12 protein-coding genes are annotated in these 14461 nt (G+C 70.2%); 7 read left to right on the top strand and 5 right to left on the bottom strand.

All coding sequences use genetic code 11. From position 1 onward, the window contains the following. Positions 1-11 precede the first annotated feature (11 nt). Both BWI15_RS33835 and BWI15_RS33830 read right to left on the bottom strand, forming a co-directional pair. The gene (locus BWI15_RS33835; protein ID WP_077018564.1) at positions 12-1184 is read right to left on the bottom strand and encodes an anhydro-N-acetylmuramic acid kinase; all 1173 of its coding nucleotides are present in this window, start codon (positions 1182-1184) and stop codon (positions 12-14) included. Position 1185: 1 nt separating this feature from the next. Further along, complete coding sequence (locus BWI15_RS33830) at positions 1186-2487, bottom strand: MFS transporter (protein WP_077018563.1); 1302 nt, start codon at positions 2485-2487, stop codon at positions 1186-1188. A 206-nt stretch (positions 2488-2693) separates the two neighbouring features. Here BWI15_RS33830 and BWI15_RS33825 point away from each other — a divergent pair, with 206 nt between their 5' ends. The 7 genes from BWI15_RS33825 to BWI15_RS33795 all read left to right on the top strand — a co-directional run bounded on the left by BWI15_RS33825 (position 2694) and on the right by BWI15_RS33795 (position 10256). Continuing rightward, positions 2694-3599 carry an endo-beta-N-acetylglucosaminidase H gene (locus tag BWI15_RS33825; RefSeq protein WP_077018562.1) on the top strand — a complete coding sequence of 302 codons (906 nt, stop codon included), beginning with the start codon at positions 2694-2696 and terminating at the stop codon, positions 3597-3599. A gap of 119 nt (positions 3600-3718) precedes the next feature. Then, positions 3719-5578: an acyl-CoA dehydrogenase gene (locus BWI15_RS33820; RefSeq protein WP_077018561.1), complete on the top strand. Its 1860-nt coding sequence runs from the start codon at positions 3719-3721 to the stop codon at positions 5576-5578. Between the two features lie 206 nt (positions 5579-5784). Continuing rightward, the gene (locus BWI15_RS33815; protein ID WP_077018560.1) at positions 5785-7041 is read left to right on the top strand and encodes a hypothetical protein; all 1257 of its coding nucleotides are present in this window, start codon (positions 5785-5787) and stop codon (positions 7039-7041) included. Then, positions 7038-7706, top strand: a complete 669-nt coding sequence (locus BWI15_RS33810; RefSeq protein ID WP_077018559.1) for a hypothetical protein — start codon at positions 7038-7040, stop codon at positions 7704-7706. Before BWI15_RS33815 ends, BWI15_RS33810 begins: the two co-directional genes overlap by 4 nt. Beyond that, positions 7703-8971: a hypothetical protein gene (locus tag BWI15_RS33805; RefSeq protein WP_237771576.1), complete on the top strand. Its 1269-nt coding sequence runs from the start codon at positions 7703-7705 to the stop codon at positions 8969-8971. Before BWI15_RS33810 ends, BWI15_RS33805 begins: the two co-directional genes overlap by 4 nt. A 140-nt stretch (positions 8972-9111) precedes the next feature. Beyond that, on the top strand, positions 9112-9888 hold the full coding sequence (locus BWI15_RS33800; protein ID WP_077018558.1) for a DUF4097 family beta strand repeat-containing protein: 777 nt from the start codon (positions 9112-9114) through the stop codon (positions 9886-9888). Between the two features lie 119 nt (positions 9889-10007). Beyond that, positions 10008-10256, top strand: a complete 249-nt coding sequence (locus BWI15_RS33795) for a DUF6458 family protein (protein WP_077018557.1) — start codon at positions 10008-10010, stop codon at positions 10254-10256. Positions 10257-10338: 82 nt separating this feature from the next. On the opposite strand, the gene BWI15_RS33790 is transcribed toward BWI15_RS33795, so the two are convergent. From BWI15_RS33790 to BWI15_RS33780, 3 genes are all read right to left on the bottom strand, one after another. Then, complete coding sequence (locus tag BWI15_RS33790) at positions 10339-12117, bottom strand: NHL domain-containing thioredoxin family protein (RefSeq protein ID WP_077018556.1); 1779 nt, start codon at positions 12115-12117, stop codon at positions 10339-10341. A 164-nt stretch (positions 12118-12281) separates the two neighbouring features. Next, positions 12282-12722 (bottom strand): hypothetical protein, encoded by a 441-nt coding sequence (locus BWI15_RS33785; RefSeq protein WP_077018555.1) that lies wholly within the window; start codon positions 12720-12722, stop codon positions 12282-12284. A 77-nt stretch (positions 12723-12799) separates the two neighbouring features. Then, positions 12800-14434 carry a hypothetical protein gene (locus BWI15_RS33780; protein ID WP_237771575.1) on the bottom strand — a complete coding sequence of 545 codons (1635 nt, stop codon included), beginning with the start codon at positions 14432-14434 and terminating at the stop codon, positions 12800-12802. Positions 14435-14461 lie beyond the last annotated feature (27 nt).

Genomic DNA, 14461 nt, shown 5'->3' with positions numbered 1-14461 from the left:
CCCCACCCAGGTCAGCCGACGGTCTCCAGCCGAAGACTGGTCGGCACCTCGGCGGACGGTGCCAGACTCAGCGTCCCCCGACCGGGCGTGATCGAGCCGAGCACCGACGCGTGGCGCGCCCCGGTGCAGCTCGGAACCGTCCCGGCGAGGCCGTGCACGGTCAGGAAGCCCAGGACGGCGAAGGCGTAGGCCTCCTTGGCAGCCGACGGCAGGCCCAGTTCGTCGGTGCTGCGGAGCGGCAGGTCGCCGAGCTCCTCCGCGAGCCGGTGCATCAGGGCCGGGTTGCGGATGCCGCCGCCCGCGGCGACGACCTCGGTGCCGCCGTAGGTCTTGACCGCGTCGGCGACCGTGCGGGCGGTCAGCGCCGTCACGGTCGCGACCACGTCGTCGGATGGGATCTCCGGCAGGCCCTGCATCCGCTCGGCCAGGTAGGCGAGGTGGAAGAGTTCCTTGCCGGTGCTCTTCGGCGCGGGCCGTGCGTAGTACGGCTCGGCCAGCAACCGGTCGAACAGCTCCGGATGAACCTTCCCGCGCCCCGCCATCAACCCGTCCGCGTCGAACGCCAGCCGCCCGGCGGTCAGTTCACCGACGACCGCGTCGATCAGCGCGTTGGCCGGTCCGGTGTCGAAGGCCACCGGATCGCCGTCACCCGGTACGACGGTGATGTTCGCGATCCCGCCGAGATTGAGCGCGACCGGCGTCCCACCCCGGCCCCGCAACCACAGCACGTCGAACAGGCTCACCAGCGGCGCTCCCTGCCCACCGGCGGCGACGTCCCGCGAGCGCAGGTCCGAGACCACGGTCGTCCCGGTCGCCTCGGCGATCCAGGCCGGCTGCCCGATCTGCAGTGTCCCGCGGACCACACCGTCCTCCACCCAGTGGAAGACCGTCTGCCCGTGCGACACGATCAGGTCCGCCTGACCGCCACACAGCTGCTCCACGGCCTGCTCGGCGACGCCCGCGAACTCCTGCCCGATCAACGTGTCGAGCCGCGTCACCGAAGCCAGCGAAGTGCTTGCCGGAGGCAACGCTGAGGCGAGTTCGGTCCGGAGCTCCGACGAGTACGGCCGGCTCAGCATCCCGAGCGGCTGCAGCACCAGCTGGTCGCCGTCCAGCCGTAGCTCGGCGGCCGCCGCGTCGATGGCGTCGTACGACGTCCCTGACATCAACCCGATGACGCGCATCTCAGTCCCTCAGCTCGCGCCGGTGGTCGTCGCCACGCAGGGTCATCAGCGCGACGACACTGACCGCACACGTGATCACGACGTACCAGGCCGGGATGTCGACGTTCTTGGTCCGCTTGATCAGCTCGGTGATGATCAGCCCCGCGCAGCCCGAGAACACCGCGTTGGACAGCGAGTACGCCAGCCCGAGCCCGGTGTAGCGCGCCCGCGTCGTGAACATCTCCGACAGCATCGCAGGTCCCGGTCCGGCCATCAGCCCGACCACCAGGCCGGCGACGAACACCGCGGCGCCCTTCGCGGCGGTCGAACTCTCCTTGTCCTGCAGGAGATTCATCAACGGGAAGGCCAGGACGACGACCAGCGCCGCGCCCGTGACCATCACCGGACGGCGGCCGACCTTGTCGCTGATCCAGCCCGCGGGCATGATCGACACCGCGAACCCGAGGTTGGCCAGCACGGTCGCGACCAGTGCCTGCTGGAAGGTCGCGTTGAGCGTCGACTGCAGGTACGACGGCATCACGACCAGGAAGGTGTAGCCGGCCGCGGACCACCCCATCAGCCGGCCGATGCCGAGGGCAATGGCCTTCGCCACCTCGCCCGCACCGGCCGGCACCCGCTCGGAGGCTTCCTGGACGCGGGCGAAGTTCGGCGTCTCGTCCAGCCGGAGCCGCAGCCACAACGCGACCAGTCCCAACGGCAGCGCGAGCAGGAACGGAATCCGCCAGCCCCAGTCGTGCAGCGCCTCGTTGCTCAGCACGGTGGCGAGTATCGCGGCCAACCCCGCACCGACCAGGAGTCCGAGCGCGACGGTCAGCGACTGCCAGGCGCCGTACAGGCCGCGCTTGGTGCGCGGGGCGAACTCGGTCATGATCGCGACCGCGCCACCGAACTCACCACCGGCCGACAGGCCTTGCAACGCCCGGACCAGCGTGAGCAGCCACGGCGCCGCCGCCCCCACCGTCGCGTACGTCGGCAGCAGGCCGATCAGTGTCGTCGACAGCGTCATCAGCAGCAGGACCAGGATCAGCGTCGGCCGCCGCCCGATCCGGTCGCCGACCCGGCCGAAGACCGCGGCACCGATCGGCCGGAAGAAGAACGCCAGCGCGAACGAGGCGTAGGTCTTGATCAGGCTCTCGGCGTCACTGGTGGACGTGCTGCTGAAGAAGTTCGCCGCGATCACCGTCGCGAAGAAGCCGTAGGCACCGAACTCGTACCACTCGACGAAGTTGCCGACCGTCCCGGCCACCAGCGATCGGCGGTGCCGCCGGACGTCGACCGTCGGGGTCCCTGCAGAGCTGCTCATCGGGTCCTCTCCCGCTCGCCCCCGGTAACTTTCCTCCCATTGACCCGTCCATCTTGGTCTACGAGTTCCCAGACCGCGAGTCGGCGTACCGCCTGATGGTCGGTCACTGGGCGTGGCCGAGCCTTGACACAGCATGCACCGCGACTTGATGATCGGGGAGCTATACCGGTTTATCTCCCTCCGTACCCGCCCTGAAAGAGGTAGAGATGAAAGACGAGTTCCTGAGTCGCAGGACCCTGCTGTCCCTGCTGGCCGCCGGAGGTGCGGCGGTCGCGACCGGCGTCCCGCTGACCGCCTCGGCCGCACCCTGCAAGCCGGCCGCGAAGAACGGCCCGATCTCGGTCGTGTACGTCGAGGTCAACAACCACAGCATGCTGAACGCCGGCAAGTACACCCTCGCCAACAGCGGCGCCCAGGTCTTCGACGTCGCGGTGATCTTCGCGGCCAACATCAACTACGACGGCACGAAGGCCTACCTGCACTTCAACGAGAACGTGCAGCGCGTGCTCGACAACGTCGAGACCGAGGTCCGCCCGCTGCAGCGCAAGGGGATCAAGGTGCTGCTGTCGATCCTGGGCAACCACCAGGGCGCCGGCTTCGCCAACTTCCCGTCCCAGGCGGCCGCCTCGGCGTTCGCCCAGGAGCTGGCCGACGCGGTCAACCGGTACGGCCTGGACGGCATCGACTTCGACGACGAGTACGCCGAGTACGGCGTCAACGGCACCGGCCAACCGAACGCGAGCTCGTTCTTCTACCTGGTCTCGGCCCTGCGCCAGAAGCTGCCGACCAAGCTGATCACGCTCTACGACATCGGCCCGAGCGCGGAACGCCTGACCTACAACGGCCAGAGCATCGCGAACACCTTCGACTACGCCTGGAACCCGTACTACGGCACCTGGTCGATCCCGCGCGGCCCGAGCGACAAGGCCCGGCTCTCGCCGGCCGCCGTCCACATCAACGTCTCGACCAACGCCGCCACCCTGGCGACCCGCACCAAGAACGAGGGTTACGGCGTCTTCCTCACCTACGACCTCGGCAGCACCAATTCGGCCGGCTACATCTCCAGCTTCACCAACCCGCTCTACGGCAGCAACGCGGTCTACACCCCCTGACCCCGGAGTCGCCCCGCCACGCCCCCGCGGATTCTCGCTTTGCCTTCGTTACCGGCCGGTATATACTCAAGTTACCGGCCGGTACGGCGTACCTGACGCACAACGAGGTAGGGGAACCAGTGAGCCACTACAAGTCGAATCTGCGCGACATCGAGTTCAACCTGCTCGAGGTGCTGGGCCGCGACGAGGTGCTCGGCCACGGCCCGTACGCCGAGATGGACGTCGACACCGCGCGCGAGGTACTGAGCGAGATCGACCGGCTGGCCAAGAACGAGCTGGCCGCGTCGTTCGAGGACGCCGACCGCAACCCGCCGGTCTACGACCCGGCCACCCACGAGGTGCGGATGCCGGAGTCGTTCAAGAAGAGCTACCAGGCCTACATGGACGCCGAGTGGTACAAGCTCGAGCTGCCGCCGGAGCTGGGCGGCCAGCCGACGCCGCCCTCGCTGCGCTGGGCCGCGGCCGAGATGGTGCTCGGCGCGAACCCGGCCGTGCACATCTACGCCGCCGGGCCGAACTTCGCGCACGTGCTGTGGCGTAACGGCACCGATCGGGACAAGTTGATCGCCCAGCACATGATCGACCGCGGCTGGGGCGCGACGATGGTGCTGACCGAGCCGGACGCCGGCTCCGACGTCGGCGCCGGGCGGACCAAGGCCACCCTGCAGGACGACGGCAGCTGGCACATCGAGGGCGTCAAGCGGTTCATCACCTCGGGCGAGCACGACATGACCGAGAACATCGTGCACCTGGTGCTGGCCCGCCCGCAGGGCATCGAGGGCGTCGGCGGCCCGGGCACGAAGGGGCTGAGCCTGTTCATCGTGCCGAAGTACGACTTCGACCTGGAGACCGGCGAGCTGACCGGACAGCGCAACGGCGCCTTCGTGACGAACGTCGAGAAGAAGATGGGCATCAAGGTCTCCACCACCTGCGAGATCACCTTCGGCGAGAACATCCCCGCCAAGGGCTACCTGCTCGGTGAGGTGCACGACGGCATCGCGCAGATGTTCCAGGTGATCGAGTACGCCCGGATGATGGTCGGCACCAAGGCGATCGCCACCTTGTCGTCGGGCTACCTGAACGCGCTCGAGTACGCCAAGCAGCGGGTCCAGGGCGCCGACCTGACCAACGCCGCGAAGACCGCGCCGCGGGTCACGATCACCCACCACCCCGACGTCCGGCGTTCGCTGATGACGCAGAAGTCGTACGCCGAGGCGCTGCGCGCGCTGGTGCTGTACACCGCGACCTACCAGGACCGCGCCGAGCAGGCCCGGTACGCCGGGGAGAGCGACGAGCTGGCCGAGCGGGTCAACGACCTCCTGCTGCCGCTCGTCAAGGGCTACGGCTCGGAGAAGTCGTGGACGCTGCTCGGCACCGAGTCGCTGCAGACCTTCGGCGGGTCCGGCTTCCTGCAGGACTACCCGATCGAGCAGTACGTCCGGGACGCCAAGATCGACACCCTGTACGAGGGCACCACCGCGATCCAGGGCCAGGACCTGTTCTTCCGCAAGATCATCAAGGACCAGGGCCAGGCGCTCGGCCACCTGGCCGAGCAGATCCAGGGCTTCGTCGCCTCCGAGGCCGGCAACGGCCGGCTGAAGGAGGAGCGCGACCTGCTGGCCAGGGGCCTGGAGGACACCCAGAAGATTCTCGGGCTGATGGGCCAGGCGCTGATGGCCAGCAACCCGCAGGCCGAGAACGGCGACCCGCGCAACATCTACAAGGTCGGGCTGAACACGTCGCGCCTGCTCTACGTGCTCGGCGACGTGGTCTGCTCCTGGCTGCTGCTGCGGCAGGCCGAGGTGGCGCTGGAGCGGCTCGGCGGCGAACTGTCGCCGGCCGACCAGGACTTCTACTCCGGCAAGGTCGCCGCGGCCCGCTGGTTCGTCCGCTCGACGATGCCGACGGTCCGCGCCGAGCGGGTCAAGGCCGAGCTGACCGACCTCGACGTGATGGACCTGCCCGAGTCGGCCTTCTGACCGGCCCGAAATCTGCCCTGCAATCTGCCCCGTGATCTGCCCTGCCGGATCCGGGGCAGCTGTAGCAAAGTTTCCGCTCTGAGCACCACCCGTCCCTGGCTCGGTCTCCCCTGTCCGAGCCAGGGCCGTCTCGGTTCCGGAACCGGACGCCGCTGATGCACGTCAGTGCAGGCGTGAAGGCACCAGGTCGTCGTAAGGTGAGCGCGATGTCCGCCCGTTTCCGCGTTCTGGCCGCGCTGCTCGCCGTTGTGGCGTTGCTCCCGGCCAGCGCCGCCCATGCCGCCCCGCCGGAGCTCCCGGACCAGATCGCCGCCGCCTGGCGCACCGACCGGATCTACGTCGACCCGGCGATGCGCCCGGCCTTCCCGAAGTCCGAGCTGGACCGGATCCGCGCCGCGTCGGCGGCGGCGGGCTTCGACGTTTTCGTCGCGCTGATCCCGCGCACGCCGTACACGGTCAAGCAGTACAGCGAGCTGACGACCCTGCTGCAGGCCCGGGTCGGCAAGCCGGGGCTGTACCTGGTCTGGACGGTCTCGGACGAGTACTGGAGCGGGACCGAGCAGTTGTTCCGCCCCGGTGGGCTGAAAGGTCGCCAGCTCGCCAGTGTGCAGGGGGACGACAAGGCGGACAACAACATCGTCCGGGACCGGCCCGCGCCGAAGATCGTCCGCACGATCCAGCAGGCCGGTACGGCGTTGGACGGGCGGGCGCTGCCGCCGATCCCGGCCGCCGATCTGGAGCCCGAGCGCAGGAGCCGGACCGGCCGGTCGGTGACGGACAAGGAAGACCTGTCGGCGTACACCGGGATGGGGGTCGGCGGGATTCTCGGGTTCGTGTTCGTGCTCCTGGCGACCCGCTCGAAGAGCCGACGCCGGGTCAGCAAGTGGCGGCCGGCCGACGGCGTCAGGACGTCCGGCTCGCCGCGCGAGGTCACGCTGTCCACGGTCCGCGCCCAGGCGGACCGCTGGATCCCCAAGGCGACCCGCGCGCTGCGCGGCCTGGAGAAGCTGCGCGCGCCCACGGTCCAGCAGCTCGACCGGCGCGACGACGCCCGGAACCGGCTCGACGCGGCGCGAACGCTGCGCAAGGCTGAGCCCGACGACGTGCTCGCGCTGGCCGGCGCTTTCGTGCTCGCCCGGCAGGCCCATCAAGTGGCCGTCGGGGACGAACTGCGGCCGCCGTGCTTCTTCGATCCCACGCATCCGTCCGGCACGGAGCTGGCCGAGTGGTCCGACGACACCGAGGTCCCGGCCTGCCGGACCTGCGCGCAGACCGTCGGCCGGGGCGAGACTCCGCGTGGCCTGCGGGTGGCGGCCAAGGGTGGGCTGTTCGGCGTCGACCGGACGACGGTCCCGTACTGGACGCTCGACCCCGAGGACAACCCGATGGTCGCGACCGGCTGCGGCGCACTCTCGGACGACCTGGCCGAACGAGTCGAGCTGGTCTACGGAGGGGTCCGATGATCAAGCTTCTCCGCCGTGCGTCGGCGCTGGCGCTCGCGGCCGTCGTCCTGGTTCTGCCGACGACCGCCTGGGGTGCGACTCCGGCGGACCCGCGGATCGCGGCCGCCGTGGCGGCTTGGAAGGACCAGCCGGTCTACGTCGACCCGCAGTACCTGTCGCAGTACGGCGACGACCAGCTGGACGCGATGCGGGCCCGGATCGCGACCATGGACGTGCCGGTGTACGTCGCGGTGGTGCCGACCGGGGCCTGGTTCCAGGAGAAGGGTGACACCGCGCTGCTGGCCGGCTGGCTGGCCGCCGCGAACGGCAAGCCGGGGATCTACGTGGTGATGGACGACTACCTCACCACCGGCGTGGAACACCTGGTGCCGGTCTATGCGCCGGCCCGCGGCTACGGACGCTCCAAGGAGCCGAAGTCGCAGCAGTTGAGCTCGTACCTCGACGAGGTGGAGACGGGCGATCGGTACAAGGCCAAACCCGCGCGGACCGTACCGTTGCCGCCCCGGGAGGAACGCGACTCCCCGCCCGAGCGGTTCACTGTCGGCAAGGCGATCGGCAACGGCATCGGGGGCGCGGTGCTCGGACTGATGGGCGGCGCGTTGCTGGCCGGAATCGTGCTGGGATTGGCGGCGCTGGTCGCCGGACGACGGGGAGGACGGCCGTGAAGGCGCTGATGGGGAAGTCCGGGCTGATGCGCTCGGGGCTGACGGTTCTGCTGGCGATGGTGTTCTCGCTGGCGGTCGTGCCGGCGCGAGCCGACCAGACCCCGGCCGAGCGGGCCCGGGAGATCGCGACCGCGCTGGCCAAGGACCCGCTGTACATCGATCCGGCGTACAAGTCGGGGCTGCCGCAGAACCTGCGGGACGCCGTCCGGGCCAAGGGCGAGGCGCTCGAGTACCCGGTCTACACGATCGTGCTGCCGCTGACGCCGAGCGACGTGTTCCAGGGCAAGGAGACCAACGTCCTGACCCTGGTCATCGACGCGCTGCGCAAACCCGGCCTGTACGTCGTGACCGACGGCGGCCAGCGGTTCCCGTACTACAAGGCGAACGACGTCCCGCAGCTCGCCGATCCCGACGACGACCGGCTGCGGAACGCCCGGTCGCACGCGCTCGAGGACACCGGGTACGACGCCGGGCCGACCGAGGTGGTCGCCCGGTTCTACGAGCTGCTCGCCGGACCCGTGCTCGGTCCGGTCGACCGCAAGAACACCCCGGTCCGGCAGCCGTCGTCGTCCGGGTCCTCCGACGAGGGCAACGGGTCGACGGTGACTGCGATCGTGATCGCGGTGGTGGCACTGCTGGTCGTGCTCGGCCTGATCATCGGCCTGCGGCGTCGCGGCGGGTCGAGTCGCCCGCGGCGGGAGAAGGCGTTCAGCATTCCGCCGCACGTCGCGCAGGCCGTCGCGACCGAGCGCCGTCGCCGGCTGACCCAGGAGACGACCGCCGAGCTGACCACGCTCGGTTCGGAGCTGGCCGCGCTGCCCTCCACCGAGGGTGCGGGGCTGAAGCATCAGCAGGCCGCGCTCGACGCGCACCACGCGGCGGGCAAGGTGCTGGACGCGTCCCGCGACCTGGTCGACCTGGTCGGCGCGATGGTGCTGCTCGACCAGGCCCGGCGCGAGTACGACCAGGCGGTCGCGATCGCGGCCGGCCGGAAGGTGGACGCCGTGCCGCCGCTGTGTGCCTTCAATCCCTTGCACGGAAGGGCTTCCGGGCGTCCGACACAGGTCGAGAGCGACGGGACGACGGTGCCGCTGCCGTTGTGTGCGGAGTGCCGGCAGGCGCTGAAGCGCGGCACCGCGCCGAAGTCGCTGCCCGGCGAGGACGGCCCGTACTGGCACGGGGACGACCTGTGGGCCCGGACGTTCTTCGGCAACCTGACCGACGATCTGCCGGCCGCGGTGATGCGCGGTCAGCACCGGTCCTGACGTTCCCGGCCGGGCTGTTCCTGAGCGGTCCCTGAGCCGGTGATCAGGGGCCGGTGGGGGTCGGCGCCTGATCCGGCGGACCGTCGTACCGACCTACTGTCGAGGCGACGGTTCGGAGCGGGACGAGGATTGGACGGACGATGGCTGACGTCAAGCAGGTCGGTGCGCTGCTGCTGGTGACCGGGATCGGCCTGGGGATCTGGACGTGGGGTGACAAGCAGTCCGACGACACCCACGAGGTGAGCGAGCGGATCTCCACCCTGCGGCTGGACTCGCCGGATTCCGACGTCACCGTGCAGGTCGGCGACGGTTCCGAGACGACCGTGCAGGAGAAGCGCAAGTACTGGCTGCTGAAGCGCGACACCGGCTTCTCCGTCGACGGGGACACCCTGAAGCTCGACGGCGACTGCGGCTGGCACTGCCGGGCCGACTACGTGGTGACCGTGCCGCGCGGCACGAAGGTCACCGGCGACAACGGCAGCGGCGACCTGAGCATCAGCGGCACCGGCGCGATCGACCTGAAGTCGCGTTCCGGCGAGGTCGAGGTCTCCGACGTGGCCGGCGACGTGAAGCTCGACCTGACCTCGGGGGACGTGCAGGTCGACCGGCTGACCGGGCGGCTGGAGGTCCAGTCCACCTCCGGCGACATCGAGGCGAGCGGGCTGAAGGGTGGCCCAGTCACCGTACGGACGACGTCCGGGGACCTGAACGTCGACCTGGCCGAGCCGAACGACGTGACCGCCGACGTGACCAGCGGCGACGTCGAGGTGAGCGCGCCGAGCGGTGCCTACCGGATCGAGACCGAGACCCGCAGCGGTGAGGTCGACAACGAACTCGGCGACACCTCGACCGCCGACCACACGATCCGCGCCACCACGGTCTCCGGCGACGTCGAGCTCACCGCCCGCGGCTCCTGAGGTTTGACACCGGGTACCTGGCCTTCGCAAGTGGCGTGATCGACACGCTTCGTTGATGGATTCCGCCCGAAGGCCGGAGTAGCGTCGAAGGTGTCGAACGACTTCACGAGGAGGCTCGGATGAGCATCGGTGTGGGGATCTTCCTGATGGTGGTGGGCGCGATCCTGGCGTTCGCCGTCCGTGACTCCTGGGAGGCGGTCGACCTGACCGCCGTCGGGTACATCCTGCTGCTCGCCGGAGTGGCTGGGATCGTGCTCTCCTTCTACATCACGAACCGCCGCCGGCGGGTGCCGAACGACGCGATCGACCCTGCGGTCGAGGAGGAGTACCGCGTCGTCGAGGAGCACCACCGCGACATCAAGGAATAGTCGCTCCCGTAGACCGCGGCCGGTCGTTCTGACGCTCAGGTGGGCGCCATGACGACCGGCCGTTCACGTGGCCGGCGTACGGTCAGCTGCTCGCGCCGGACAGCACCAGCTCCAGGCGCGGCGCACCGCCGGCCGTGACGACCACCGGCACACCCCAGTCCTGCCGGTGCATGTGGCAGGCCGGGAACTCGACCGCCGCCGAGTCGTCGCACGACGCAGCCTGTACGGCGACGTGCAGCACCCCGTCGCCGACGCGCTCGTCGATCACCAGCCGGCGCTTCAGGTCGGTGGTGTCCCCGGCGCCTTCGCGCAGCAGGTTCTCCGGCGTCGACGACACCAGCAGCCGCGTCGACGGTCCGTACCGGTCGTCCAGCTTCTGGCCCGGCGGCGGCGTGAACACCACCTCCAGCGTCACCTCGCCCCCGGCGATCTCCATCGGCGGCCGCTGCGTACGGGTGCTGAACTCGTCGACCTGCGCCGAAGCGCCCAGCGGCACCCGCGTCAACCGGTGCGCCGCCGACTCGACCACGAGCAATTCGTTGCCGACGACAACCGCTCCGCTGGGCTCGGCCAGCCCGGTCGCCATCGTCTCGACGAGACCCTGCCGCGGGTCGTACCGGCGGACCGCGCCGTTGTAGGTGTCGGCGATCGCCACCGAACCGTCCGGCAGCACCGTGACGCCCAACGGGTGCTGCAGCAACGCCTCGTCGGCCTTGCCGTCGCGCAGCCCGAAGTCGAACAGGCCGGTCCCGACCGCCGTGTGCACCTCGGTGTCGATCCAGCGCAGCGCGGAGATCTCGGAGTCCGCCAGCCACAGCCGGTCGCCGTCCGCCGCCAGGCCGCTGGTCTGCGCGAACCACGCCTGCGCCGGTTCGCCGTCGCGCAGCCCTTCGTTCGTCGTACCGGCGGCGATCTCGGTGACGCCGGTCAGCGGGTCGAACGTCCACAACTGGTGCACACCGGCCATCGCGATCCACACCTTGCCCTGCCACCAGGCGACGTCCCACGGAGAGCTGAGCACGTCCGTGCCGTCGCCGTCCATCCACTGCTTGCCGGTCCCGACCAGGGTGCGGGTCTCACCCGTGCTCAGCGTGATCCCGCGCAGCGCGTGGTTGACGGTGTCGGCCACCACCACGTCGTACCCGACCTGGGCGGCCACTTCGTCGGGCAGCAGGGTCAGTCCGTTGGGCTCGGAGAACGTCGCCTCCGACGTCCCGTCCTGGAACCCGCGCTGCTTGGTCCCGAACCGCCGGACGACGGTCGTCGCGTCGTCGGCCAGCTCGACCACGCTGTGGTTGCCCGCGTCCGCGACCAGGAATCCCTTGCCGAAGGCAATCACCTTGGCCGGGAACCACAACTCGGTCGCCACCGGCTCCGGCGCGACGTACGGCGACTTGCCGCGCGTCAGCGTCCCGGCCGCTTCGTGCTGCGCGATCAGCTCCTCGAGCTGGGCGTCCAACGCGTGCGCGTGCCCTTCTCCGGAGTACTGCGCCACGATGTATCCGTTGGGGTCGACCAGCACGAGCGTCGGCCAGGCCCGGGCGGTGTAGTTCTGCCAGGTCACCAACTCCGGGTCGTCCAGCACCGGATGCCCCACCTCGTATCGCTCGACCGCGGCCTTGACCGCCGCCTCTTCGCCCTCGTGCGCGAACTTCGGGGAATGCACGCCGACGATGACCAGCGCGTCGCCGTACTTCTCCTCCAGCGGCCGCAACTCGTCCAGGACGTGCAGGCAGTTGATACAGCAGAACGTCCAGAAGTCCAGCAACAGGAACCGCCCGCGGAAGTCAGCCAGCCGAAGCTCCTGCCCCCCGGTGTTCAACCATCCCCGACCCTTGAGTTCCGGCGCGCGCACATGCATGCGTCCATTGTCCGCCCCGGCCCAACCCGCGTCTTCGGCGCCTCCCGCCCACCGAGACCGGTCGCGTCAAGCTCAGACGTCGACGTGCACCACCGATCAACCCGATCATCCAGCGCCATCCCACGCTCAGACCGCGCCTCCCGCAGCCCGCGGCGGGTGGTTGATCAGTGGTGGAGATCGGCAGATGCCGGCCGGCGCTCGTCGCCGAGCAGCCAGCCGGTGAAGTGTTCCCGCTCGTCGGCGGGCATCGGCCAGGTTGCCGGTTCCACCCACGCCACCGTCCCGAACCCGCAGATCCGCGGCCCCTCGTACATCCGCAGGACGTCACCCGGCCGGACCGCGCGCCACCCGGCGAGATGGTCGGGAATCGTCGGCACCAGCACCGCACGCACCGTGTCCCCCGGCTGGATGTCCACCGCCGAGAACCCCAGCACCGGCCCCGCCGTCTGCTCACCGTCGCCCCACCCGGGCAGTCCCCAGTTCGGCCGGTAGCTGAAGCGGTGCTCGGGCGCGGATCCTCCGCGCAGCGGAGTCGCCCGGCCACCGTCGGCTGTGGAGACGAACCGCAGGTCAACGCCGATCGCGAACGTGCCGACAGCTTCCATGACGGCAGGGTTGCACATCAACCATCACAGTGCGTTCTCGGTCCGCGCTCATCGTCGGCGGCCTTCACCGGACGGCGCTACCGGGGCAGGACGAGGGTGTCCGTGAGGAGCTTGGTGGTTTTGCGGAGGGTGGGGGCCGACGAGGCCAGGTCGTTGGCCAGGGAGTGGGGAGTGAGGGGTTCACCCGGGCCCACCAGGCGGTGGTGGTGGGCGAGGTGCCAGACGATGGCTCTGGGCCAGGTCGACAGGCGGGCCTTGGTGAGCAGGTCAGGAGCCTCGCGGACCAGGCGTTCGGCGATGTCGAAGGCGTCGGCGGCGTAGGCGATGCCGAGGGTTTCGCCGGCCAGGAGCCAGGCGTGCGGGGCCAGGACGGACAGGGTGGCGGCTTGGGTTTTGTCCAGGCCGTCGAGGTCGGGGCGGGGCGGGGAGCCCAGGCCGGACAGGGTGCGGTAGGCCTCGTCGAGGTCGGTGCTGGTTTCGTCGAGGAAGACGCGTTCGCCGGAGGTCGAGCCGATCGGGTCGTCCAGGGCGGCGGCTTCCAGGGCGGGGGTCCACACGTCGACGGCGTCGACGGCCTCGGCGATGGCGTCGAGGTCGAGCTGGGTGCGGTCACCGGCGAACTCCAGCCAGGCTTTGACCACGACCGGCACGGCACCGAAGTAGGTGCTGTCGGCAAGGACCTTGCGGGGCAGCCAGGAGGCGAGGAAGAGCTCGACCAGGACGGCGCTGACCCGCAGCGGGCCGCCGACGGTGCGGTCCAGGGCGTGGTCGACCCAGAGGCGGGCGATGTCGCCGGCGTCGTCGGGCAGGCCGACGGCGTACCGGGAGTCGAGGAACTCCTCGACCAGTTGCTCGCGGTGGCGCGGCGACAGCAGGGGGCGGATCGGCGGCCGGATCGGGCGTTCGGGCAGTTGGGTCAGGCGGTTCACCAGCAGGCCGGAGAAGAACTCGAAGTCCTCGGTGACCGGCGGTTCGTCGTGGTCGTGCGTCTCGCCGAGCGCCTGCAGGATGATTCCGGCCGCCGCCGCAGGCCGGACGGTCCGGACGGTCACTCGCCCGCCGCGCTGGTACGCCTCGACCACCCGGTCGACCGGCGGGCCGACAAAGGCGTCCTTGGCGATCGCGCCCAGGTTGTTGTCGACGAAAACCACCACCGTGTGCGGATGCTGGTCGTCGTCGTAGTCCAGTACGACGCTCAGCCCGTCACCGGTCACGTCCTCGGACACGATCGCGCTGGTCAGCCGGAAGCCCGCGATCCGCGACACCCAGTCCGGTACACCGAACTGCGTGCGCGCGCGGGACAGATGCGCCCGCTGCAGCGGCAGCCGTCCGGCCGGTCCGACCGTGCGGGCCAGACTCGTCAGCAGGACAAAGGAATCCACGTCGCGGCGTTCGCCGAGCACGCGGGCGGCGTCGGCCCAGAAGAACCGCTCGACCTCGCCGATCTCGTCGGGCCGTCCGGCCGGCCAGAGCTGGTCGGCGAGCAGCGCGGCGGAGCGGGCGACGGAGGCTTCGGCGATCACCGGGTGCAGGGCGGGCGGCGCCGCGGCCAGATCGAGCAGCAAGGTCTCCTGCAGGGTGTCCAGCACAGCGACGCTCGGCGTGGTGTCGGTGTCGGCGACACCAGCCGGGGGCTGGGGGTTGGGGCCGGAAGAGGAGTCGACCAGCCGCAGATGACTGCCGCGCCCGTCCCGCCCTCGTGACTTGGTCACCCTGGCGAGATTACCGCCGAAGCCCGC

Source organism: Kribbella sp. ALI-6-A, assembly GCF_001984195.1.
Classification (GTDB): domain Bacteria; phylum Actinomycetota; class Actinomycetes; order Propionibacteriales; family Kribbellaceae; genus Kribbella.
The sequence above is the reverse complement of the archived record's forward strand: the minus strand, read 5'-3'. Positions and strand labels throughout refer to the sequence as shown.

Bases quoted from the DNA above. Each gene is read 5' to 3' on its own strand.
- BWI15_RS33825 (WP_077018562.1), top strand. From the start codon at position 2,694: ATGAAAGACGAGTTCCTGAGTCGCAGGACCCTGCTGTCCCTGCTGGCC.
- BWI15_RS33785 (WP_077018555.1), bottom strand. From the start codon at position 12,722: ATGGAAGCTGTCGGCACGTTCGCGATCGGCGTTGACCTGCGGTTCGTC.
- BWI15_RS33790 (WP_077018556.1), bottom strand. From the start codon at position 12,117: ATGCATGTGCGCGCGCCGGAACTCAAGGGTCGGGGATGGTTGAACACC.
- BWI15_RS33830 (WP_077018563.1), bottom strand. From the start codon at position 2,487: ATGAGCAGCTCTGCAGGGACCCCGACGGTCGACGTCCGGCGGCACCGC.
- BWI15_RS33815 (WP_077018560.1), top strand. From the start codon at position 5,785: ATGTCCGCCCGTTTCCGCGTTCTGGCCGCGCTGCTCGCCGTTGTGGCG.
- BWI15_RS33835 (WP_077018564.1), bottom strand. From the start codon at position 1,184: ATGCGCGTCATCGGGTTGATGTCAGGGACGTCGTACGACGCCATCGAC.
- BWI15_RS33810 (WP_077018559.1), top strand. From the start codon at position 7,038: ATGATCAAGCTTCTCCGCCGTGCGTCGGCGCTGGCGCTCGCGGCCGTC.
- BWI15_RS33795 (WP_077018557.1), top strand. From the start codon at position 10,008: ATGAGCATCGGTGTGGGGATCTTCCTGATGGTGGTGGGCGCGATCCTG.
- BWI15_RS33800 (WP_077018558.1), top strand. From the start codon at position 9,112: ATGGCTGACGTCAAGCAGGTCGGTGCGCTGCTGCTGGTGACCGGGATC.